The sequence below is a fragment of the Chitinimonas sp. BJB300 genome (assembly GCF_002735695.1).
Classification (GTDB): domain Bacteria; phylum Pseudomonadota; class Gammaproteobacteria; order Burkholderiales; family Chitinimonadaceae; genus Chitinimonas.
The window spans coordinates 1-613 of sequence record NZ_PDZH01000358.1 but is presented as its reverse complement, the minus strand read 5'-3'; the positions used below and the strand labels follow the sequence as shown (position 1 = coordinate 613).

2 protein-coding genes are annotated in these 613 nt (G+C 59.7%); both read right to left on the bottom strand.

Annotated features, from left to right (window positions below; all coding sequences use genetic code 11):
- On the bottom strand, positions 1–122 hold a 122-nt coding region (relB, locus tag CSQ89_RS21835; RefSeq protein ID WP_139023173.1), incomplete at its 3' end, for a type II toxin-antitoxin system RelB family antitoxin.
- Between the two features lie 20 nt (positions 123–142).
- Positions 143–613, bottom strand: a 471-nt coding sequence (locus CSQ89_RS21830; RefSeq protein ID WP_158229100.1) for a tyrosine-type recombinase/integrase, incomplete at its 5' end; no start/stop codon positions are given.

Here is a 613-nt window from a genome sequence, read left to right as displayed (position 1 = left end):
TCCAGCTCGTCCATGTGCGCCAGGATGGCTTCACGGGCGTAAAACGTCTTGGTGCGCCCCGTTGATTTCGATAATGCATTCAGCCGATTTTCAATGTCGGCAGGGAGTCGGATGGTCAGCACGATGGCCTCCTGAAGTTAAATCAAACTGTCTCATGCAAGGCCTCCTCATCAACCGCGTCGTCTTCTTCTGCTGCTGCCAGGACATCCAGCAGTGCTTTGGCCGGGGTTGCGCGCAGGCCGGGGGGCGGTGGTACCGGCGTCTCGTCCTGTCGCGTCAGCCGCGCCGGGTGGGTCGCGTCGTGAATCGCCCGTAAATGATCAATGCTCACGTGCGTATAAATCTCGGTGGTGGAGAGCTGCGCGTGCCCCAGCAAGGCTTGCAATATCCGCACATCCGCGCCCGCTTCCAGCATATGGGTCGCCATCGCATGCCGCAGCAGATGGGTACTGCCCGGTTTGTTGACCCCCGCGAATTCCATGTACTTCTTCACCTTCAGCGAGATATGCGCCGGTGTCATCGGCTCGCCGTAGTCACTCAGAAACAGCGCCGTTTCATCCACCGTCAGCAACTGCGGGCGGGCGTCCAATAGGTAACGATCCAGCCAAGCCAG